This is a genomic window from Pseudomonas sp. MAG733B (assembly GCF_036884845.1).
Classification (GTDB): domain Bacteria; phylum Pseudomonadota; class Gammaproteobacteria; order Pseudomonadales; family Pseudomonadaceae; genus Aquipseudomonas.
On the sequence record NZ_CP145732.1, the window covers coordinates 5,022,422 to 5,041,844 of the forward strand.

General features: G+C 59.3%; 19 protein-coding genes. 9 read left to right on the forward strand and 10 right to left on the reverse strand.

Annotated features, from left to right (window positions below; translation table 11 throughout):
* The first annotated feature begins 114 nt into the window (after window positions 1-114).
* Together V6Z53_RS22940 and V6Z53_RS22945 are read left to right on the forward strand one after the other, a co-directional pair.
* Window positions 115-930 (forward strand): gamma-carboxygeranoyl-CoA hydratase, encoded by an 816-nt coding sequence (locus tag V6Z53_RS22940; protein ID WP_338581919.1) that lies wholly within the window; start codon window positions 115-117, stop codon window positions 928-930.
* Window positions 930-2,876 carry an acetyl/propionyl/methylcrotonyl-CoA carboxylase subunit alpha gene (locus V6Z53_RS22945; protein WP_338581920.1) on the forward strand — a complete coding sequence of 649 codons (1,947 nt, stop codon included), beginning with the start codon at window positions 930-932 and terminating at the stop codon, window positions 2,874-2,876. Before V6Z53_RS22940 ends, V6Z53_RS22945 begins: the two co-directional genes overlap by 1 nt.
* Window positions 2,877-2,915: 39 nt before the next feature.
* Here V6Z53_RS22945 and V6Z53_RS22950 read toward each other — a convergent pair whose 3' ends face one another.
* Window positions 2,916-3,554 carry an XRE family transcriptional regulator gene (locus V6Z53_RS22950; RefSeq protein ID WP_338581921.1) on the reverse strand — a complete coding sequence of 213 codons (639 nt, stop codon included), beginning with the start codon at window positions 3,552-3,554 and terminating at the stop codon, window positions 2,916-2,918.
* 129 nt (window positions 3,555-3,683) lie between these two features.
* On the opposite strand from V6Z53_RS22950, the gene V6Z53_RS22955 reads away from it, so the two are divergent.
* Window positions 3,684-4,025: a DUF3077 domain-containing protein gene (locus V6Z53_RS22955; RefSeq protein ID WP_338581922.1), complete on the forward strand. Its 342-nt coding sequence runs from the start codon at window positions 3,684-3,686 to the stop codon at window positions 4,023-4,025.
* 422 nt (window positions 4,026-4,447) lie between these two features.
* Here the strand turns inward: V6Z53_RS22955 and V6Z53_RS22960 are convergent, their stop codons facing one another.
* The 5 genes from V6Z53_RS22960 to V6Z53_RS22980 are packed head-to-tail and all read right to left on the reverse strand — an operon-like array spanning window position 4,448 to window position 9,168.
* Complete coding sequence (locus V6Z53_RS22960; RefSeq protein WP_338581923.1) at window positions 4,448-6,058, reverse strand: gamma-glutamyltransferase family protein; 1,611 nt, start codon at window positions 6,056-6,058, stop codon at window positions 4,448-4,450.
* 31 nt (window positions 6,059-6,089) lie between these two features.
* The gene (locus tag V6Z53_RS22965; protein ID WP_338581925.1) at window positions 6,090-6,869 is read right to left on the reverse strand and encodes an amino acid ABC transporter ATP-binding protein; all 780 of its coding nucleotides are present in this window, start codon (window positions 6,867-6,869) and stop codon (window positions 6,090-6,092) included.
* Between the two features lies 1 nt (window position 6,870).
* Window positions 6,871-7,638 (reverse strand): amino acid ABC transporter permease, encoded by a 768-nt coding sequence (locus tag V6Z53_RS22970; protein ID WP_338581926.1) that lies wholly within the window; start codon window positions 7,636-7,638, stop codon window positions 6,871-6,873.
* 11 nt (window positions 7,639-7,649) lie between these two features.
* Complete coding sequence (locus V6Z53_RS22975) at window positions 7,650-8,456, reverse strand: ABC transporter substrate-binding protein (protein WP_338581927.1); 807 nt, start codon at window positions 8,454-8,456, stop codon at window positions 7,650-7,652.
* Between the two features lie 43 nt (window positions 8,457-8,499).
* Entirely contained in the window at window positions 8,500-9,168 is a 669-nt protein-coding gene (locus tag V6Z53_RS22980; protein WP_338581928.1) for a GntR family transcriptional regulator, read from the reverse strand.
* Between the two features lie 360 nt (window positions 9,169-9,528).
* On the opposite strand from V6Z53_RS22980, the gene V6Z53_RS22985 reads away from it, so the two are divergent.
* Complete coding sequence (locus V6Z53_RS22985; protein ID WP_338586551.1) at window positions 9,529-10,680, forward strand: M14-type cytosolic carboxypeptidase; 1,152 nt, start codon at window positions 9,529-9,531, stop codon at window positions 10,678-10,680.
* Between the two features lie 73 nt (window positions 10,681-10,753).
* On the opposite strand, the gene V6Z53_RS22990 is transcribed toward V6Z53_RS22985, so the two are convergent.
* The 3 genes from V6Z53_RS22990 to V6Z53_RS23000 all read right to left on the reverse strand — a co-directional run bounded on the left by V6Z53_RS22990 (window position 10,754) and on the right by V6Z53_RS23000 (window position 14,124).
* Window positions 10,754-12,253 (reverse strand): hypothetical protein, encoded by a 1,500-nt coding sequence (locus V6Z53_RS22990; protein ID WP_338581929.1) that lies wholly within the window; start codon window positions 12,251-12,253, stop codon window positions 10,754-10,756.
* Between the two features lie 243 nt (window positions 12,254-12,496).
* Window positions 12,497-13,042, reverse strand: coding sequence for a cytochrome b/b6 domain-containing protein (locus tag V6Z53_RS22995; protein WP_338581930.1), 546 nt, complete (start codon window positions 13,040-13,042; stop codon window positions 12,497-12,499).
* Window positions 13,039-14,124, reverse strand: a complete 1,086-nt coding sequence (locus tag V6Z53_RS23000; RefSeq protein WP_338581931.1) for a catalase family peroxidase — start codon at window positions 14,122-14,124, stop codon at window positions 13,039-13,041. Before V6Z53_RS23000 ends, V6Z53_RS22995 begins: the two co-directional genes overlap by 4 nt.
* Before the next feature lie 158 nt (window positions 14,125-14,282).
* Here V6Z53_RS23000 and V6Z53_RS23005 point away from each other — a divergent pair, with 158 nt between their 5' ends.
* Complete coding sequence (locus V6Z53_RS23005) at window positions 14,283-14,789, forward strand: sigma-70 family RNA polymerase sigma factor (protein ID WP_338581932.1); 507 nt, start codon at window positions 14,283-14,285, stop codon at window positions 14,787-14,789.
* The gene (locus V6Z53_RS23010; protein ID WP_338581933.1) at window positions 14,786-15,538 is read left to right on the forward strand and encodes an anti-sigma factor; all 753 of its coding nucleotides are present in this window, start codon (window positions 14,786-14,788) and stop codon (window positions 15,536-15,538) included. The genes V6Z53_RS23005 and V6Z53_RS23010 overlap by 4 nt, the downstream gene beginning before the upstream one ends.
* A gap of 109 nt (window positions 15,539-15,647) precedes the next feature.
* On the opposite strand, the gene V6Z53_RS23015 is transcribed toward V6Z53_RS23010, so the two are convergent.
* Window positions 15,648-16,484, reverse strand: a complete 837-nt coding sequence (locus tag V6Z53_RS23015; protein WP_338581934.1) for an IclR family transcriptional regulator — start codon at window positions 16,482-16,484, stop codon at window positions 15,648-15,650.
* 244 nt (window positions 16,485-16,728) lie between these two features.
* On the opposite strand from V6Z53_RS23015, the gene V6Z53_RS23020 reads away from it, so the two are divergent.
* From V6Z53_RS23020 to V6Z53_RS23030, 3 genes are read left to right on the forward strand one after another with little or no spacing between them, the layout of a single operon-like run.
* On the forward strand, window positions 16,729-17,754 hold the full coding sequence (locus tag V6Z53_RS23020; protein WP_338581935.1) for an ABC transporter ATP-binding protein: 1,026 nt from the start codon (window positions 16,729-16,731) through the stop codon (window positions 17,752-17,754).
* Window positions 17,751-18,620 (forward strand): ABC transporter permease, encoded by an 870-nt coding sequence (locus V6Z53_RS23025; protein WP_338581936.1) that lies wholly within the window; start codon window positions 17,751-17,753, stop codon window positions 18,618-18,620. The genes V6Z53_RS23020 and V6Z53_RS23025 overlap by 4 nt, the downstream gene beginning before the upstream one ends.
* Before the next feature lie 6 nt (window positions 18,621-18,626).
* Window positions 18,627-19,421, forward strand: a complete 795-nt coding sequence (locus V6Z53_RS23030) for an ABC transporter permease (RefSeq protein ID WP_338581937.1) — start codon at window positions 18,627-18,629, stop codon at window positions 19,419-19,421.
* The last annotated feature ends 2 nt before the right edge of the window (window positions 19,422-19,423 follow it).

Here is a 19,423-nt window from a genome sequence, read left to right on the forward strand (position 1 = left end):
TTTCTGTGGGAGCGGGCTTGCTCGCGAAGGATTCGCCGCGGTTCATCTGATGCACCGCGTTATCGTTCTTCGCGAGCAAGCCCGCTCCCACAAGGACCGTGGAGACGGAAGAACATGAGCGACTTCAACACCCTCGAACTGCTGACCGACCCCCGTGGTTTCGCCACGCTGTGGCTCAGCCGCGAAGAAAAGAATAACGCCTTCAACGCCGAGATGATCCGCGAACTGATCCTCGCACTGGACAAGGTCGCGAGCGATGCCAGCCTGCGCTTCCTGATCGTCCGAGGCCGTGGCAAGCACTTCAGCGCCGGCGCCGATCTGGCGTGGATGCAGCAGTCGGCCGAACTCGATTACCACACCAACCTCGACGACGCCCGGGAACTGGCGGAGTTGATGTACAACCTGGCCAAACTGAAAGTCCCGACCCTGGCCGTGGTGCAAGGCGCAGCCTTTGGCGGTGCGTTGGGCCTGATCAGTTGCTGCGACATGGCCATCGGTGCCGATGACGCGCAGTTCTGCCTGTCGGAAGTACGCATCGGCCTGGCACCGGCGGTGATCAGCCCGTTCGTGGTGCAAGCCATCGGCGAGCGCGCCACCCGGCGCTATGCCCTGACCGCTGAACGCTTTGGCGGGCAACGGGCACGGGAACTGGGCCTGTTGTCGGAGAGTTATCCGATTGCCGAGCTGGAGCAAAAAATCGATCAGTGGATCGACAACCTGCTGCTCAACAGTCCTGCCGCCATGCGTGCCAGCAAGGACTTGCTACGTGAAGTCGGCGACGGTTCGCTGAACCCGGCACTGCGTCGCTACACCGAAAACGCCATCGCCCGCATCCGCGTCAGCCCCGAAGGCCAGGAAGGTCTGCGTGCCTTTTTGCAGAAACGTCCGCCGAGCTGGCAAGCCGAAACCACCACCAAGGAGCCGCGTTGATGAGCGCACCTGTCCTCACTACCCTGCTGGTGGCCAACCGTGGCGAAATCGCTTGCCGGGTGATGCGCACCGCGAAGGCCCTGGGCCTGACCACCGTGGCCGTGCACAGCGCCACCGACCGAGACGCCCGCCACAGCCGCGAGGCGGATATCCGCGTCGACCTGGGTGGCAGCAAAGCCGCTGAGAGTTACCTGCAAATCGACAAACTGATCGCCGCGGCCAAGGCCAGCGGCGCCCAGGCGATCCATCCCGGTTATGGCTTTCTGTCGGAGAACGCCGGGTTCGCTCGCGCCATCGAAGCGGCAGGCCTGATTTTCCTCGGCCCGCCCGCCTCGGCCATCGACGCCATGGGCAGCAAGTCCGCCGCCAAGGCCCTGATGGAAACGGCTGGCGTGCCGTTGGTGCCGGGCTATCACGGCGAGGCTCAAGACCTCGACACCTTCCGCGATGCCTGCGAACGCATCGGCTACCCGGTGCTGCTCAAGGCCACGGCCGGTGGCGGCGGCAAAGGCATGAAAGTGGTCGAGGACGTCAGCCAACTGGCCGAAGCCCTGGCCTCGGCCCAACGTGAAGCGCTTTCGTCGTTCGGCGATTCGCGGATGCTGGTGGAGAAGTACCTGCTCAAACCGCGTCACGTGGAAATCCAGGTGTTCGCCGATCAGCACGGCAACTGCCTGTACCTCAACGAACGTGACTGCTCGATTCAACGTCGGCACCAGAAAGTCGTCGAAGAAGCGCCGGCGCCTGGCCTGAGCCCGGAATTGCGCCGCGCCATGGGCGAAGCCGCCGTGCGTTCGGCGCAGGCAATCGGCTATGTCGGCGCCGGCACCGTGGAGTTCCTGCTGGATGCTCGCGGCGAGTTCTTCTTCATGGAGATGAACACCCGCCTGCAAGTGGAACACCCGGTCACCGAAGCCATCACTGGCCTCGACCTGGTGGCGTGGCAGATTCGCGTGGCACGCGGCGAAGCGTTGCCGATGACTCAGGATCAGGTGCCGCTGCTCGGCCATGCGATCGAAGTGCGGCTGTATGCCGAAGATCCGGGCAATGACTTCCTGCCCGCGACCGGGCGTCTGGAGCTGTATCGCGAATCCGCGCCGGGTGCGGGCCGTCGAGTGGACAGCGGCGTTGAAGAAGGCGATGAAATCTCGCCGTTCTACGACCCGATGCTCGGCAAGCTGATTGCCTGGGGAGAGGACCGTGAACAGGCTAGATTGCGCCTGCTAAGCATGCTGGATGAATTCGCCATTGGCGGACTGAAGACCAACATCAACTTTCTGCGGCGCATCATCGGCCACCCGGCGTTTGCCGCGGCGGAGCTGGATACCGGGTTCATCCCGCGTTATCAGGAACAACTGCTGCCAGCACCTGCGCAACTCAGTGACGAATTCTGGCAAGCCGCTGCCCAGGCGTTTGCCCAGAGCCAGCACCGTTCAACACGCAGTGATGATCCGTGTTCGCCATGGGCCGTCGGCAACGGTTTCCGCGCCGGATTGCCAGCGGAAATCACCCTGCACCTGAGTTGTGAAGGCCAGGATCGTGCGCTGACTTTGGGCGACATCAACGCTCAGCTCCGGGGCGAGCAATTGCTGACCGAACACAACGGCGTGCGCCGCCAGCATCGGGCGATCCGTCGGGGTGAACATGTGTATTTGCAATGGGACGGTGAGCTGCATCGCATCGAGTCGTACGACCCGATCAGTGCCGTCGAGGCCAGCCATAGTCATCAAGGTGGGCTGACTGCGCCGATGAACGGCAGCATCGTGCGGGTGCTAGTGGAGGCCGGGCAAACGGTCGAAGCCGGGGCGCAATTGGTGGTGCTGGAAGCGATGAAGATGGAGCACAGCATTCGTGCACCGCATGCGGGTGTGATCAAGGCGCTGTATTGCCAGGAAGGCGAAATGGTCAGCGAAAGTAGTGCATTGGTCGAGCTGGAAGAGGCGTGAAAGGAAGATCGGTCCTACGCGCTGCGAGGACCGATCTGATCAGAACTTGGCTGTTGCCTGAACCACCACGCCGATGATTCGGCACCCTTCGGTGTAAAGGGCTTTCGGATACGTCGGATTGAGCGGGACCAGGTAACGCTGCCCGCCCTCTTCGATCAACTTGCGAAAAACCGCCTCGCTGCTGTCTCGCCACTGGGCTATGACCAGTTTGCCAGGCACTGCTTCCACGTCCGGGTCCACCAGGATCAACATGCCTTCGGCGATGCTGAGGCCACTGGGTGCGGTCATCGCATCGCCCGTGACCGTCAGCCAGAATGCTGCGCCTTGTGCGTGGTAGTCCGACAGTTCAAAACGGTATTGCGCCTGTTCGCCATCGCGGACTTCCCCGGTTTCCCGCCAGTCACTGACCGGGTAGCGGAAGTACGGGTTGTACTTTTGCGTCAGGGAAATCCCGTCGTCCTGCGGCTCTTGAGGCTCGCGAATCACCAACACCACCTCGAGAAAATCCATCCCGAGCGCCTTCAACACGCGGTTCATGTTGTCGATGCCGGGCTCGCGACGCTTATTCAGCCAATGACCAACGCCACCCTGGGACATCCCGAGGCGGTCGGCGAGTATCTCTTGAGTGACTTTGAGCTCACTCATCTTGGCCTTGACCAATTCAATCCATTTATCCATGTGCGGCACGATACGGGGTGGACTCCGCCCATCAAAACACAAATTGTAGTATTTAAACTATGGTCACAAATACATATCGTACTAGGATGGATTCACGGATCTGAATCAATCACGGAGCTTTCCCCCACCATGAGCCAACCCGCCAACGACCTGCCTGATATGCAAATCGACACCTCCCTCACCTCACCGCAAGGTTCGGCCGCCGCCCAGCGCGCACTGGACTATTACCTGAAACCGGCTGTTTCAGAGGAAGGGGTCGCGGAACGTTTCTTTGATGTGAACCGAAATATCAGCAGCGAGGAGGCGCTGGTCCATGCGTCAGACCTGCTGCGCTGTGCCGCAGCCACGGCTTTCGAGTCAGCCAGCCATTTGCAGGGTTCAAGTCGGGACTTGGCGTTTTCGGCAGTGCACATGATCGACATGGCCAAAGCCATGGTGGATCGGTCACTGGAGAGACATCAAATCGGTTGAAGCGAAGGTGTAAAAAAGAGAGGACTGGAAAGAATTTTCCAATCGCGCAGATAAAATCATTTGACTTGCAAACGAGAATGATTATTATTGCATCAGCTGGTCGCGAGATCAGTCGATGGACCAAAAGACCTTAGGTCGGTCTTTTGGACTATCTCCTCATCAGGCTAATCACGGTTTTTGACCCGGCTTTTTGCCGGGTCTTTTTTTGCCAGTTTTCTGGCTTATGGCTTCAGGCTAATGAAGTCTTTAGGTGCCGCAAATTCGATGGCGCGGATGATATCAAAAGAATATTTGTTGGCAAGAGAAGCCTGTGATCATTAGGGCAAACTAATGGCAAATAGCACTTGAGAATCAATCGCACAATCTCTAAGCTGCCTCGGCGTCAAGGAGGACGCCCCCCTTGATACCCCCTTCCAGCCCTTTCAATACACCGCGATATGCGAATCCGTTCGCGGCTCGGTTCCCCCGCACAACACTCCCGTTTCAGGATCACGCAGGATGATCTGCCCTCGCCCGTAACTGGTGAGATCGCAGGCAACTTCCACCGTGTGACCACGCCGTGCCAGCGCCGCCGCCATGTCCCGTGATGCATCCTGTTCGATTCCGACCTTCAGTCCGCCCAGCCATTGCCAGCGCGGCGCATCAAGGGCCGCTTGCGGGTTGAGTCCAAAATCCACCAGGTTCATCACCATTTGCACATGCCCTTGCGGCTGCATGTAACCGCCCATCACGCCAAACGGCCCCATCGCCTCACCGTCCTTGCTGAGGAACCCGGGAATGATGGTGTGGAAAGTCTTTTTGCCAGGGGCCAGGCAGTTGGAATGCCCGGGATCGAGGCTGAATTCTTCGCCACGGTTTTGCAGGGCGATACCGCTGTCGGGCAATACCACGCCGGAACCGAACCCGTGATAGTTGCTCTGGATAAATGAAACCATGTTGCCATCGGCGTCGGCGGTGGCCAGGTAGACGGTGCCGCTGGCGTGGGGATCGCCCGGCTGCGGCGCGATTGCCTGTTCGCCAATCTGCGCTCGGCGATGGCTTGCATAGTGTTCACTCAGCAAGTCATCGACAGCAACCCGCATGTGTTCCGGATCCGTGATGTAGTGCAAGCCATCGCTGTAGGCGAGTTTCATGGCTTCGAGTTGACGATGCCAGGTCTGTTGACTGTCGCGGTGATCGAAATCGAAGCCCTCAAGTATCTTCAATGTCATCAAGGCCACCAGCCCCTGCCCGCTCGGTGGAATCTCCCAGACGTCGACCCCGCGATAATTGACCTTGATCGGCTCGACCCATTGCGCGCGGTAGTCCTGCAAGTCGCTGGCGCGCAAGTAACCACCCGTGGCCCGGGAGTGTGCGTCCAGCCGTTGTGCCAGCGCACCACGGTAGAGACTTTCACAACCGCTGGCCGCCAGCTCGCTGAGGGTGCGAGCCTGGGCCGGGTTGCGGAACAGTTCACCGGCACGGGGCGCACGACCTTCAATCAGAAAGGTCTCGAACCAGCTTTCAAGCACCTCGCTGCGGTCGGGTGTGAAATCCTCCAGTGCGCTTTGCCATTGCAGCGCAACCACCGGCGACACGGGAAAGCCATCGCGCGCCAGACTGATTGCCGGTTGCAGCAACTCGGCAAACGGCAGTCGACCGAAACGTTTGGACAGCTCAGCCCAGGCCGACGGGCAACCCGGAACGGTGACCGGCGTCCAGCCATGCAACGGCATCTTTTCATGGCCCGCGGCTTTAACCGCCTCGATGCTCAAGGCTTGTGGCGCAGCGCCATTGGCGTTCAAACCGTGCAATTTGTTTTGCGTCCAGACCAACGCAAACGCGTCGCCACCAATACCGCAACCGGTGGGCTCGACAACGGTTAACGCTGCGGCGGTGGCAATCGCTGCATCGATGGCATTGCCACCACGACGCATGATTTCAATTCCGGCTTCAGCGGCCAGTGGTTGTGAAGCGGCGACCATGCCGCGTTTGGCGAAGACGCTTTGACGTTGTGAGGCGTAGGGATATTCATGGGCAGAAAATTTGAACATGGCAGGACTCACACAAATTTGTTTGATGGGCTTACAACACTCGACTGAGAAAGGCGCGGGTACGCGCGTGCTTCGGCTGACTGAAAATCTGCTCAGGCGGCCCCTGTTCGATCAGTTCGCCCTGATCGAGCACCACCACCCGATCAGCCACCTCACGGGCAAACCCCATTTCATGGGTGACAACGACCATGGTCATGCCCTCCTCGGCCAGCTCCTTCATGACTTGCAGCACTTCCCCCACCGTCTCGGGGTCAAGGGCGCTGGTGGGCTCATCGAACAGCATGGCCTGGGGTTTCATGGCCAATGCCCGGGCGATGGCCACCCGCTGCTGCTGGCCACCGGACAACATCGACGGGTAATGATCGGCCTTTTCCGCCAGCCCCACCCGCGTGAGCAGCGCCCGCGCTTGCTCCAGCGCCGCCGCGCGCGAAACACCCAGCACCTGGATGGGCGCCTCGATGATGTTTTCCAGAGCCGTCATATGCGGGAACAAATTGAATCGCTGGAACACCATGCCGATGTCCCGACGCTGGCGAGCAATGTTGCGCTCCGAATCCCGGACCAGGCTGCCATCGGCCCGGGTGCGATAGCCCATCGGCTGACCCGCGACGCGGATCTGCCCCGACTGGATGTCCTCCAGCAAATTGATACAGCGGATAAACGTGGTTTTACCGGAGCCCGACGCACCGATCAGCACCACCACTTCACCGCGTTTCACTTGCAGGGAAATGCCCTTGAGAATCTCAAGCTCACCAAACGACTTGTGGATATCCAGCGCTTCGATGACCAGTTCTTCACTCATGTGCGCCATCTCAACGCCCTCTCAACAGTTTCATGGTGTTGCGTCCGAACATCCGGCTGGCGGCCGGTGCCGGGCGATCGGACTGACCGAAACGTGTCTCCAGCCAGCGCTGGAAAAAGCCCCAGAGTGTGGTCAACGCCAGGAAGTAGATGGCCACGACCAGGTACAACTCGAACACGCGGAAGGTCGCCGAGGTCACCATTTGCGTGCTGAGCAGCAGTTCCTGCACCCCGATCACGCTGACCAGCGTGGTGTTTTTCAGCATCACGTTGAACTCGTTGCCCAGCGGCGGCACGATCACCCGGAACGCTTGCGGCAGCACGATGCGGCGCATCAATTTGGGGAACGTCATGCCCAGGGACCGCCCGGCTTCGTACTGCCCCTTGTCCACCGCACCGATGCCGGCCCGAATGATTTCGGCCATGTAGGCGCCTTCGTTGAGGCCCAGAGCGATGATCGCCGCCTGGATGTTGCCCGGCACGATGAACCAGCCGAGGTCCAGGTCTTCAAAGCGGAAAATCCCGCCCGCCGCCAACGCCGTGTACAGAAACACGATCTGCACCAGCAACGGCGTGCCGCGCATCAGCCAGACATAAAAGCGCACCGGGTATTGCAACAACGGGTTACTCGACAGCTTCATCAACGCCGCGATCAGCCCCAGCACACAACCGAGCAACATCGCCGAAACGCTGATCAGGCAAGTCAGCCAGAGCCCCGTCAGGTACACATCGCTGGGCTGCAACAGGTACTGCCAGAACACATCCCAATTGAAATTCATCTGGTTTTCCCTCAGTCCAGTTTGTCGCTGTCGACATGCCATTTACTGAGGAGCGCGGTGTAGCTGCCGTCGGCGCGCATGCCTTGCAGGACTTCGGTCAACGCCACGGTCAGTTGCGGATCGCTTTTGCGGACGCCAAAACCGGTGAGGATGCGATTGAAGGCTGGCACCGCTGACTGGAACAGGTCAGGAGCCAGTTGCTGATAGTGTCCGGCGGACTCGACCGTGGTGCCGAAGGCGTCTACCTGGTTGATGCGCAAGGCCTGGAACGCATCGGCATCGACGTTGTACACCACCAGTTTCATCGGCGCCTTGCCGGCCGCTTCAAGCTTTTCGTTCTCCTTGCCCAGCAGCATGCGGATGGTCGAACCGTTACTGACCGCGACCTTGAGCCCCGACAAATCCTCCAGCGTGCTCACCGATTTCGGGTTGCCCTTGGGCACGACGATCGACTGGCTGGAATACATGAAGTTGACGATGTCGATCACTTCGCGGCGTTCGGGTTTGTCGAACAGTTGATCGACGATCATGTCGCACTGCTGCGCCAGCAATGCCGGGATCAACCCGGCGAAAGGCGAGATGCGCCATTCGACTTTCTTGTCACCCAGGCGTTTGGCAATCGCTTCGCCCATGTCGACCTGAAGTCCGACCGGTTTTTGCTTCAGGTCAAACGACACCAGCGGCGGTGAGTCCATGCCGGAGCAATAGACGATCTTTTCGCTCTTGCTTAATCGCTCGGGTAACTCGGGGGCAGCAAACGCCCATTGGGAACACAGACTCAAGGTGAACACCGCAACTAACGCGCAAGGCTTTTGCATGACATGACTCCAGGTGGCTGCAACGGGGGATGTGTTTGTTCTTCTACTGATGAGCCTCAAGAAACTGAATCAACCGCGGGATGGTGCCTTCGATGTGCTCGCACACCACGGCGGCTGCCTTATCCGGATCGCCGGAACGCAACGCGGTCACGATCGAGGCGTGTTCGTCCCGGGCACTGCGGGGTTTGTCGGCGTGTTGCAGCCATAGGCGCATGTGCGGCTCGATCACCGAATACAGCGCCGAAATTTGCCGCATCAGGCGCGGGCGCTCACTCAAGCTGCACAGGTATTCATGGAAGGCGCGATGGCGGCTGACCCACTCGGCACCGTCCTCGCGGTAATCGTCCATCTCATCGAGCAGACGCTCCAGATGGCTGAAATGGCGCTCGCTCATTTTGGTGACAGCCACCCGGATGGCGAGGCCTTCCAGGGCACTGCGCATCTCGAAGACTTCGCGCATTTCGTCGATGTTCAAGCCGCGAACGATGGCGCCGCGATTGGGCCGCAGCGTCACCAGGCCGTCGGCATCCAGACGGCGGAAGGCTTCGCGCACGGGCATGCGGCTCATGCCGATTTCACCGGCGATGTCCTCGGCGATCAGCCGCTCGCCGGTGCGGTAACGTCCCTTGCAGATGGCCTCGAGAAGAAAATTGTAAGCCTCTTCCTCGGCGGTAACAGGCTGGCGCTCGGTGTAAACAGGGGCAAATTTCATCGGTGCACCTTTTGTATTTTTGTATCCAATTATCCATAAAGCCAAAAAAGCACGATGCATGCCAGATTACGCCTGGTACATGCAGGTGATTGATTAGGTTGATTTATTGAGAATGTAGGACGCCGGTGCGCGGATTGATCAGAGTCGGGTAACGAGTTGAAATGCCCCAGTCTGGGGTCGACAGGCCCCAAAGAGGTGCTGCTGGTAACACAACTGAAACCTTTGACTGCAATCGAACGTCGCGGCGATCGGTGAGCGACGAAACAGAACGGCGCTCATGGGGATGAAACGTTTTTTCTGCGCTCCTAACCCTTTACTCTTGCGTGTAAAGTAGCCGCCATAAAATCTAAATCAGGAACCCTGACCGTGGCTAAATCCTCTCTCGACATCAGTGCCAATTTCGACAGCGGCAACATTCAGGTCATTGACCTCAGCGACCCGCTCAAGCCCCTGCTGGCGATCCGCCCCGATACCAAGAGCAATCACTTTCAATGGTTCCACTTCAAGGCCAGCGGCCTGCACGTCGGTCAGGAACACTGGTTTCGCCTGAACAATGCCAGCCAGTCTTCGTACAACAAGGCCTGGGACGGTTATCAGGCGGTCGCGTCGTACGACCACGTCAACTGGTTCCGCGTGCCAACCATCTTCGAAGGCGACTGCCTGCGCTTCTGCCTTGAAGCCACGCAAACCCACGCCTGGTTCGCCTACTTCGAACCCTACAGCCGTGGCCGCCACGACTGGCTCATCGAACAGGCGCTGACCAAGGCCGGCACCGAACTGCTGGCCACCGGCAAGAGCGTCGAAGGTCGCGACATCCAGTTGCTGCGCAAAGGCACCGGCGCTGAAGGCCAACGCAAAGTGTGGATCATCGCCCAGCAACATCCGGGCGAACACATGGCCGAGTGGTTCATGGAAGGTGTGATCGAACGCCTGGAACACCACGACGACCCGGTGCTGAATAAACTGCTGGCCAGTGCCGACTTGTACCTGGTGCCGAACATGAACCCGGACGGTGCCTTCCACGGCCACCTGCGCACCAATGCCATGGGCCAGGACCTGAACCGCGCATGGCAGAACGCCAGCCCGGAAATCAGTCCGGAAGTGTTTTTCGTACAGCAGCAGATGGAAAAGTACGGCGTCGATATGTTCATCGACGCGCACGGTGACGAGGAAATCCCTCACGTGTTCACCGCCGCGTGCGAAGGCAACCCGGGCTACACGCCGCGCATCGAAAAACTCGAAGAGCATTTCCGCAGCCACCTGAAGCACACCACCAAGGACTTCCAGACCAAACACGGCTACACCCGCGACGAACCGGGGCAAGCCAACATGACGCTGGCCTGCAACAGCGTTGGCCAGAAGTTTGATTGCCTGTCACTGACCCTGGAAATGCCGTTCAAGGATCACGACGAACATCCGAACCCGTTGACGGGGTGGTCGGGCAAGCGGTCGAAGCAGTTGGGGAAGGATGTTTTGACGACTGTGGCGGATATGGTTGGTATTCTTCGCTAATACGCCGATCAACAAATCATGGCCTCAATGAGGCCATGAATCGCAAGGAATGCAGAAATCATTAAAATTTTGTTTATTTTTGCAGGGACACCAGCACGTTGATGGGAACCTCCCAACTACCTGACAAATTACGCGCCTTCATTTTCAGTGCTCCGTTAAATATACCTGAAGGTAGACCGGGATTATCTGCTTCAAGAAATGTCAGTTTGAAAGAAAAATCAATCTGATTTTGCTCCGAATTTTGACAACCAATATAAGAGTTCATGGCATACCAACCACACCTCCCCAACGCACGCTCTCCACGCAAATAAATGGTATGTTTCACACCACTACTATTTTCTAGTTCCACAGTTAGCCTGTTGTAGCCTGCTATCGCATAAACAAGCGTTGTTGGACCTTGGTCTGGAGCCAAAGTAACTACACCAGCCTGATAACTCCTTAACACGCTCAAATTCACGGTCTGCGTGGTAGTGCTTCCGTTGAGATTCAGAGCTATTCGATGAGTATTGGATGGTAGATTAGTGTATGAGGATAGCCGATCCGCATTCTCGCGCCATACTCGAGCCATGTTAGCAGTAGCTGTATTACCCAACGGCAAGCCGTGTTGATCTCGAACGGCTGAAGTTGAATAGTAAGGGGCTTCATTTCCACATTGAGCAGTGGTGGATTTCCCATTATTGAAACCGAAGTTATAACCTCCTCCCGGCTCATGACAGTGCCCCCCACCCACGTTATGGCCTACTTCATGACGAAACGCCTCTCCATAGACATACCCCAAAGCTAAACGGCCTGGCACGTACGCCCAACCAACGGCCGAATCATCGGGATGACCGGAAAAAATCCCATACAGCATATCTGGATCAAATGCTTGCATACTGGCAGAAAATATCTCAGGCAATCGGCTTAGCGTATCAGGCGTGAGTGGATAATTAGTCTCAACGACTTGCACCCCGACCAATTTCATCGAAACATTGGTTACTTGAGAGTTACGCAGAGCCAGATTGACGCTTTCCACTTGAGCCAATGCATTGGCATGAGCGTCTCCACCAGCGGCCTCAACCGCAGAACGTGAATATCCGATGAGCATTTCGATGACATAGGGGCCCTCCGAAGTGCGCGACTCCGGTACAACAGTCTTTGCGTCTTCCACGACCGTATCCGGGAGTGAATAATCTCGCTTTGGAAAAGGAGTATACCGACTATCACCTTTACCGTTGATTACAAGCAAACCTTTGTTTCCTGGTTGTTCAATAACAGCAGTCAACCCACCGTCACCAGACCTGACCGTCACCAATGAGCCGACAGACTTGTCCGGCATTAATAGATTCCCGCTCTCAACGGTATAACCATCAATCACCTTCGAACTCGACCGCTCAAACACCCCCGGTTTAATTACATCCGCATAAAGTTCTGCCGTTGTCTTACTCGCCACATTCTCCACAACCCAACTTTTCGGCCCAGCGGGATCTGGCGCAGGTGAATGAGCACACGCTCCAAGCAACCCAGCCAACAACACAACCGACAGCGAAGTACAAACACCTCGCATAAAACGCACACCTGCAGTCTTGAACATGACTCGTCTCCCTGAATGACACGAACAGTGCTGTTCGACTGGCCCCATCCGAGGCCACTGCAGTCTTCGAGCATTGAACGCGTCTTTTCGAGATGGCGAAACTGTCAAAGTTGACAGGTGGGGGGCTACACCAACCTGTAGGAGCTGCCGCAGGCTGCGATCTTTTGATCTTGACCTTTAAAAGCAAAGACAAAAGATCGCAGCCTGCGGCAGCTCCTACATTGGTCGTGTGTGTCGCGGAGTTCAGCCGCGATCCTTACCCCGCAACATGCTGTCCAGCACATCATCCCGACGTACCCAGGCATGAAACAACGCCGCCGCCAAATGCAGCAGCACGGTCAAAAACAGCAAGTACGCCAGATACCCGTGGGCCTTGCGCAGGAACGCAAACACCTGAGCGTTGGCCGCAACGATCGATGGTAATTGCAGCGAGCTGCTGAGCATCACCGGTTCGCCGGACGCCGAAATCATCGCCCAACCCAGCAACGGCAAAACCAGCATCAAGACGTACAGCAACACATGCGAGGCTTTGGCCGCGAGTGCTTGCCAACCCGGCAGGTCGGCGGGTAATGGAGGCTGCGTGGTGGAAAAACGCACCACAAGACGCACGATTACCAACAGCAGAATCGCAACGCCCAAGGGTTTGTGCAGGTGGATCAGCATTTCATGTCGCTCAGACACCGAAGCGACCATGCCCGCGCCGATAAACAACATGGCGATGATCATCAGCGCCATCAGCCAGTGCAGCAAGCGCGCCAGAGGAGCGAAGTGGTTGGGTTGAGTGCTCATTGCTGGGCCTCCTGTTTGGCGGCGGGCAATTGGCTGACTTCGCTGGTGCGACGCAGGTAGGACGTGGCGTAACCAGCTGAACGAGCGGCGAGCAACGGGTCGTCGGAACCTTCGATACCGGCGGGCAATACCAAGGGGTCGTAGTTGATATCACGGCACTCGCCGCTGAGTTGCGGCTGGGTGCTTTCAAGCACCAGCGTGCCGGCGTTCAACACTTTGCGCCCTTCGGGCCAGGCTTTGCTGGCGTCGTTCACTGGGTCGCCGGGGTTAGCCAACGTGATGTTCAACTGCCAACGCAGCGGCCCAGCGGCGATCCGTTGCACCAGATCCTTCTCCAAAAAATCGCTGCCTTCCGGCGCCGTGGCACCCGGTGCGTCCTGAGCCACCGGCACCATGCTCCAGCGCACCGCTTGCCGCTGCCCGGCGGCGTTCACCAGATAGAACGCGTTGACGCTGTTGTAGGTTTCGGTCACGTAGCTGGCCGAAGGCCTGGCCGTCTTGACCCACGTCAGAAACGGCACGGCTTCCGGGTGCGCTGCGAAGAATGCCGGCACAGCCTTGGGGTCCGGCTTGCCGGTAGCCGGGTCCGGCGATTGCGCCTGCTGGAATTGATAGAACGCCTCGGGCGTGCCCACCGGGAACACCGGCATGCTGTTCATCCCGGTGCGCCATTGCTGGCCGTTGGCCTGGGTGAAACGCAATGCCAGGCTGCGGATCGGCACGGCATTGTCCGGGGCATAAGGATTGCCGGCCGGCAGGGCCAATCGTCCGACCACCGGGGTGCGCGGCTCATTGAACACTTGCGCCGTGGAATAACTGCGCGCCTCGCCGCTGCTCTCGAAATGGCCGATCACGCACACGCCTTTGGAGTGATTGCGACGGAATCCGGGATGCACGCCGTTGTTGGTTTCCAGCACATTGATCAGTTTTTTCGGCGTCAGGCGCTGTGGGTCAAGCGCGCCGTTGACGTAGGCAAACGCCCCGGCCACGGCGGCGACGACCACGGCAATGCCGGCCAGACGCAATGTCAGGCTCGCGGCACTCAACGGTGGCCGGGTTGGCGGTGATGATCGATCTACCATGAAAGACTCCAGGGCCATCGGCCGCGAGTGAGAAGAATCAGGCAGACGAACCGCGCAGCGGTTTATTCCCTCGCGCGGTATTTATTTTTTCGGGCGTGGAATAACCTCCAGTCCCGGGCGTCTTCCTAGTCCACAGCGTAGTGACTAGTCAGTACTTCATGAACGATATCGACGAACAACTGAGAGAAATCATTCCCAGATTGCGGCGATTTGCCGTGTCGTTGACGCGCAACTCCAGCAGCGCCGACGACCTGGTTCAAGCCAGCCTGGAGCGTGCGCTGTCGAGTTGGGGCGCCAAGCGAGCCGACGGTGATTTGCGCGCCTGGCTGTTTTCGATTCTCTATCGACAGTTTCTCGATGCGCATCGACGTTCCCGGCGCTATGCACGCATGCTCGAATTTTTCACCGGGCGCGACGATGCGCAGCCGTCGGTGGAGCGCACCGTCATCGCGCAATCGACCCTCAACGCCTTCGACCGACTGCCCACCGAACAGCGCGCTCTGCTGCTTTGGGTGTCGGTCGAAGGCCTGAGTTATAAAGAGGTCGCCGAGATTCTCGACGTACCCACCGGCACCGTGATGTCCCGCCTGTCCCGGGCCCGCCAGGCCCTGCGCCAACTCAGCGATGGCGAAATCACCCGCCCAGCCCTGCGGAGACTCAAATGATCAGCATGCCCCCAAGCGAGCGCGACCTGCACGCGTACGTCGACCATCAACTCAACGAAGACGACCGACGTCTGGTGGAGACTTTTCTTGCAAGTAATTCGGACGTTTCCGCACAGGTCCGCGCCTGGCAGCAGGACGCCCAGCAACTGCGCGCGGCGCTCAGCGGCGCGTTGCAGCAAACCGCCAACCCGGCGCTTGATCCGGCGATGATTCGTCAGCGCCTCAAACGCCAATCGCGGCGACACCTGGCCAGCGCCGCGGTGTTGCTGATTGCGGTCAGCGTCGGCGGCTTCGGCGGCTGGCAAGCTCGGCAAATGACCTTCATCAGCGCTCAGCTACCGATGACCGATGCCCTGCAAGCCTATCGCCTGATTGCCCAGCAAGAAATATTGCCGGCCGACTACAAGGCCAGTGACGACGGCGACATGCAGGGCTGGCTCGACCGTTATTTCACCCTGGCCAATCGCCTGCCCGATCTTGCCGACGCCGGGTTCAAACCGGTGAGCGGACGCTTGCTCAGCACCGAACAAGGGCCGGCGGCAATGGTGGTCTACAAGAATCAAGGCGGGCAAAAGATCAGCTTCTACGTGCGCCCGCCGGGGCCGAAAAACTATCTGCTGCCGAGAGGCAGCCGCAGCGATGGCGGTTTGCAGGCCGAGTATTGGTCCGGGGGTGGCTACAACTATGCGATGGTCAGCCCGACCGATACGCCGGCGGCGCAGATGCTGAGGCAGACTCTGCAATTCTGATCACACACCAATCCCTATGTGGGAGCCAGCCTGCTGGCGATAGCGCCCTTACAGTCACTGCAATGTTGACTGACAGACCGCCATCGCCAGCAGGCTGGCTCCCACAGTTTCACCCCTGCCCAAACACCTGCGAAGGCCTGCGCAGCAACGGATCAAACGGATTGATCCGCGGCCCGATCAGCGCCGCTTCACGCTTGAGCATGTCCACCACCGTCGGCAAGCGATCCGGCCCGAGGCGATCACTCACCGTCGCCACACTCAACGCCGCCACCGCCCGCCCCTCACGATCGAGAATCGGCACCGCGACCCCGGCCATGCCCTGCAACACGCCGGTGTTGCGCCCGGCATAACCGAGCTTGCGCACGTTCTCGACTTCCGAGCGCAAAAACACTTCGTCGTACAGATGGAAATCCTTCAACCGGGGCAGGTTGTAATGGATCACCGTGTCGCGCTCTTCTTCCGGCAGAAACGCCAGGATCGCCAGGCTGCCCTGCCCCACGCCCAACGCCACGCGCCCGCCGATATCCCCGGTAAAGGTGCGAATCGGAAACGGCCCTTCACTGCGATCCAGACAGATCGCATCAAAGCCGCAACGCGCCAGCAAGAACAACGAATCACCCAGCGACGCCGACAGCCGCAGCAACGCCGGACGCACCAGTTCGCGCAGGTTGCCGCTGTTGCCCGCGCGGGCGGCCAGGGCGAAAAAATCCAGGCTCAGTCGATAGCGTTTGCTGCGCGCATCCTGCTCGACCATGCCCTCGTCCATCAGGCTGCGCAGCAGACGGTGGGTGGTCGGTTGCGACAAACCGATGTGTTGCGCCAGTTGCGTCACCCGCTCCCCGCCCTCAACCGTATCGCCCAACGCACGCAGCACCGCAAACAGTCTTGAGACGGCCCCGACTCCGACTTCATTTTTACTTTCATTCCGCTCAATGGAATCTGACATGTGATTTCTCGACAATTAATTTACTGATCGAATAAAACTAAAAATAGTCATCGCCTCAGTGAAATAGGCCATTGAGCCCATCCTAGTCTTCGACCTAATCTGCGTCCAGACGGGGTGATTCGAACAACAACGGCAGCCGACTGAAGTCGAGCGCCATCGCACCCCGCAACAACTTTTCGTATCTGCCCATACAAAAAAGCGCGCCCTCGGGCGACGCATAACAATCTCAGGTGGAGGCGCAGGCATGGCTTTTGTGCAACTTGAAAAACTCGGCAAACGCTACGGTGAAATCGACGCCGTGGTCGCCACCGACCTCTCAGTCGAGAAAGGCGAATTCGTTTCTCTGCTCGGCCCTTCCGGGTGCGGCAAAACCACCACCCTGCAAATGATCGCCGGCTTCGTCGAAGTCACCAGCGGGCGCATCGTGCTCGACGGTCGCGACATCACCCACGCCAAACCCGCCAGCCGTGGCCTCGGCGTGGTGTTCCAGAGTTACGCGTTGTTCCCGCACATGACCGTCAAGGACAACGTCGCCTTCGGCCTGCGCATGCGCAAAGTGCCGGGCGCCGAAATCCAGCAACGGGTCGATCGGGTGCTGAAACTGGTGCGCCTCAATCAGCACGCCGAGCGTTACCCACGGGAACTGTCCGGCGGCCAGCGTCAGCGTGTCGCCCTGGCCCGGGCGCTGGTGATCCAGCCGCCGGTGCTGCTGCTCGATGAACCGCTGTCCAACCTCGACGCCAATCTGCGCGAAGAGATGCAATTCGAGATCCGCCGCATCCAGCGCGAAGTCGGCATCACCACGCTGATGGTCACCCACGACCAGTCCGAGGCGCTGTCGATCAGTGACCGCGTGGTGGTAATGCAGGCCGGGCGCATCACCCAGATCGACGCGCCTTACACCCTCTACGAACACCCGCGCACCGAGTTCATTTCCGGTTTCGTCGGCAAGGCCAATCTGTTGCCCGGTGAACGCGACACGGCCGGCGTGGTTCAGGTGTGCAGTCGTGGCGACGGTGATCTGACCCTCAGTCTGCGCCCGGAAAAAATCGACCTGCGCGACGCCGGACATGGCCGCTTGCAAGGCAAGATTGCCAGCCGTTTCTTTCTCGGCAGCCAATGGCTGTACGGCGTATCAACCAACCTCGGTGAACTGTGCGTAGTGCGCCGCAACGATGGCTCGGCGCCGCTGAGCGAAGGCACCGCCGTCGGCCTCGATTGGGACGCAGCGCTGTTGCGCGTGCTGAGTGTCGACGAGGTGACGGCATGAGTACGCTCGCTGCCATCCGCCAAGGACGCCAGGGTTACTGGTTGTCGGCACCGGCCCTGGCCTTGTACCTCGGGTTGTTGGTTATCCCGCTGGCCTTGACGTTGGTGCTGTCGTTCAACGTCTTCGACTACAGCTCGGGGATCGACGGCGACGCCTTCACCGTCGAGCACTACAGCAGCCTGCTGGGCGATCCGTACTTCTATGAAATCTTTCTGCGGACCTTGTGGATCAGCGCGCTGACCACTCTGCTTTGCGTGCTGATCGGCGTCCCTGAGGCCTACATCCTCAGCCGCATGGGCACGCCGTGGCGTTCGATTTTCCTGATCCTGATCCTCACGCCGTTGCTGATTTCCGTGGTGGTGCGCGCGTTCGGCTGGAGCCTGTTGCTCGGCGCCGATGGCCTGTTCAATCAGACGTTGCAAGCATTCGGCGGCTCGCCGATGAAGCTGCTCTACACGCCGTTTGCCGTGGTGATTGCGCTGGTCCACGTGATGCTGCCGTTCATGATCATTCCGGTCTGGACCTCGCTGCAAAAACTCGACCCCGCCGCCGAGCAAGCCGCGCTGTCGCTGGGCGCCAGTCAGTTCACGGTGATTCGTCAGGTGGTGCTGCCGCAAGTGATGCCCGGCATTTTGTCCGGAACGCTGATCGTGTTCGGCCTCGCCGCCAGCTCTTTCGCGATTCCCGGGCTGCTTGGCGGACGCCGCTTGAAGATGGTCGCCACGCTGATCTACGACCAGTACCTGTCGGAGCTCAACTGGCCCATGGGCGCGGCGATCGCCGTGGCCCTGCTGCTCATCAACCTGCTGATCATGCTGTCGTGGAACCGCATGATCGAAGGCCGCTACAAGAAGTCATTGGGATAATTCGCCATGTCCAGGAACGGTCCTTTCGCCCTGTTGTTTCATACCCTGGTGGTGCTGTTCATGCTCGCGCCGCTGGTGGTGGTGTGCCTGGTGGCCTTCACCCCGGAGAACACCCTGAGCCTGCCGACCACGGATTTTTCCCTGCGCTGGTTCCGTGCGGTGTTCGAGCGCGCCGATTTTGTCGATGCGTTCTACAACAGCCTGATCCTCGCCTTCAGCGCCGCCTCGCTGGCGACCCTGATTGCCGTACCCGCCGCGCTGGCGATCACTCGTTTCGAATTTCCCGGCCGGGACTTTCTCAACGGGCTGTTTCTGTCACCGATCATCATTCCGCACCTGGTGCTGGGTGTGGCGCTGCTGCGTCTGTTTGCGCTGATGGGGGTCAACGGCAGCTTCGCCTGGCTGATCTTCGCCCACGTGCTGGTGATCACGCCGTATGTGCTGCGACTGGTGTTGGCCTCGGCCATCGGCCTGGACCGCAGTGCCGAACACGCGGCGCAATCGTTGGGTGCCGGGCGTTTCACGCTGTTCCGGCAGATCACTTTGCCGATGATTCTGCCGGGTGTCGCTGGCGGTTGGTTGCTGGCGTTCATCAACAGTTTCGACGAGGTCACGCTGTCGATCTTCGTCACCTCGCCGGCCACGCAAACCCTGCCGGTGCGCATGTACGTGTACGCCACCGAATCCATCGATCCGATGATGGCCGCAGTGTCGGCGCTGGTGATTGCGCTGACCGCGGTGACCATGATTCTGCTCGACCGGGTCTATGGCCTGGATCGGGTTCTGGTAGGGAAACAATGAGG

Bases quoted from the DNA above. Each gene is read 5' to 3' on its own strand.
- V6Z53_RS22975 (WP_338581927.1), bottom strand. From the start codon at position 8,456: ATGCAAAAGCCTTGCGCGTTAGTTGCGGTGTTCACCTTGAGTCTGTGT.
- V6Z53_RS23015 (WP_338581934.1), bottom strand. From the start codon at position 16,484: ATGTCAGATTCCATTGAGCGGAATGAAAGTAAAAATGAAGTCGGAGTC.
- V6Z53_RS23025 (WP_338581936.1), top strand. From the start codon at position 17,751: ATGAGTACGCTCGCTGCCATCCGCCAAGGACGCCAGGGTTACTGGTTG.
- V6Z53_RS23005 (WP_338581932.1), top strand. From the start codon at position 14,283: ATGAACGATATCGACGAACAACTGAGAGAAATCATTCCCAGATTGCGG.
- V6Z53_RS22960 (WP_338581923.1), bottom strand. From the start codon at position 6,058: ATGTTCAAATTTTCTGCCCATGAATATCCCTACGCCTCACAACGTCAA.
- V6Z53_RS22980 (WP_338581928.1), bottom strand. From the start codon at position 9,168: ATGAAATTTGCCCCTGTTTACACCGAGCGCCAGCCTGTTACCGCCGAG.
- V6Z53_RS22955 (WP_338581922.1), top strand. From the start codon at position 3,684: ATGAGCCAACCCGCCAACGACCTGCCTGATATGCAAATCGACACCTCC.
- V6Z53_RS22965 (WP_338581925.1), bottom strand. From the start codon at position 6,869: ATGGCGCACATGAGTGAAGAACTGGTCATCGAAGCGCTGGATATCCAC.
- V6Z53_RS23010 (WP_338581933.1), top strand. From the start codon at position 14,786: ATGATCAGCATGCCCCCAAGCGAGCGCGACCTGCACGCGTACGTCGAC.
- V6Z53_RS22945 (WP_338581920.1), top strand. From the start codon at position 930: ATGAGCGCACCTGTCCTCACTACCCTGCTGGTGGCCAACCGTGGCGAA.
- V6Z53_RS22970 (WP_338581926.1), bottom strand. From the start codon at position 7,638: ATGAATTTCAATTGGGATGTGTTCTGGCAGTACCTGTTGCAGCCCAGC.
- V6Z53_RS23020 (WP_338581935.1), top strand. From the start codon at position 16,729: ATGGCTTTTGTGCAACTTGAAAAACTCGGCAAACGCTACGGTGAAATC.
- V6Z53_RS23000 (WP_338581931.1), bottom strand. From the start codon at position 14,124: ATGGTAGATCGATCATCACCGCCAACCCGGCCACCGTTGAGTGCCGCG.
- V6Z53_RS22995 (WP_338581930.1), bottom strand. From the start codon at position 13,042: ATGAGCACTCAACCCAACCACTTCGCTCCTCTGGCGCGCTTGCTGCAC.
- V6Z53_RS23030 (WP_338581937.1), top strand. From the start codon at position 18,627: ATGTCCAGGAACGGTCCTTTCGCCCTGTTGTTTCATACCCTGGTGGTG.
- V6Z53_RS22940 (WP_338581919.1), top strand. From the start codon at position 115: ATGAGCGACTTCAACACCCTCGAACTGCTGACCGACCCCCGTGGTTTC.
- V6Z53_RS22950 (WP_338581921.1), bottom strand. From the start codon at position 3,554: ATGGATAAATGGATTGAATTGGTCAAGGCCAAGATGAGTGAGCTCAAA.
- V6Z53_RS22990 (WP_338581929.1), bottom strand. From the start codon at position 12,253: ATGTTCAAGACTGCAGGTGTGCGTTTTATGCGAGGTGTTTGTACTTCG.